The organism is Streptomyces sp. SID11385, from assembly GCF_010548245.1.
In the GTDB taxonomy this organism is placed as follows: Bacteria; Actinomycetota; Actinomycetes; order Streptomycetales; family Streptomycetaceae; genus Streptomyces.
Map to the genome: position 1 here is coordinate 1 of NZ_JAAGLR010000704.1, position 870 is coordinate 870.

Consider the following 870-nt stretch of genomic DNA (forward strand, 5'->3'; position numbering starts at 1 on the left):
GCGGCACTCGCCGTCTCCTCGGTGTCGGCCCGGCGGGCGCGGGCTTCTTCGAGAACGGCGGCCGCCTCCGCCGCCGCCGTACGGGCTTCCGCCGCCGCCGCGGCGAGTTCGCCGAGCCGTCCGGCGGGGCAGCCGGAGCGCCAGGAGCCGAGGCGGGCACCGAGTTCGCGGTCCTTGCCGAGGCGGGCGGCGAGGGTGCGGATCTCCTCCTCGCGGGCGGTGGCGCGAGCGCGCAGTTGCTGCCGCTCCTCGTCGGCGGCGTGCTCGTCGTGCATCGCCGGGTTCGGCGGGACGAGGAAGACGGACTCCTCCGTCTCCGCGTTCCGCGGGGCGGGGGCGAGGAGGGCGGAGGCGGTGCCGACGGCGACGGTGGAGCGGGGCAGCAGGGCGGCCTCGGCGAGGACTTCGCGGGCGCGGCGGTGGGTGCCGGGGTCGGTGATGACGACGCCGTCGACGAGTTCGGGGCGGGCCGCGAGGACACGGTTGTGCTCGGCGGGGTCGACGGACTGGGCGAGGTAGCGCCAGCCGGGCAGCGCGGGGATGCCGTGTTCGCCGAGGTATTCGACGGTGGCGAGGACGTCGGGGCCCGGGGGCAGGAGGCCGCCGTCGCCGAGGGCACCGAGGATGCGGGCGTCGTCCTGGGCCGCCGTGCGCAGGGCGAAGAGGCGGCGCTCGGCCTCGGTGACGGCATCGTCGAGGAGGGTGCGCAGGGTCTCGGCGCTCTGGTCGAGGGTCTCGGCGTCGAGACCGGCGACGGGAGCGGCGGGGGCGGAGTCCGCGCCGGAGCCGGCGCCCGCCTCCGTACCGCCGTCGGAGCCCGTACCCCCGCTCGCGCCCGCGCCGCCGCCGCTGCCGGGGCCGCGCTGTTGG

The 870-nt window shown here is 78.5% G+C and carries 1 pseudogene; it reads right to left on the reverse strand.

The features are described 5' to 3' along the window. A pseudogene (locus G3I42_RS21525) lies at positions 1 to 870 on the reverse strand (hypothetical protein); the annotation flags it as partial.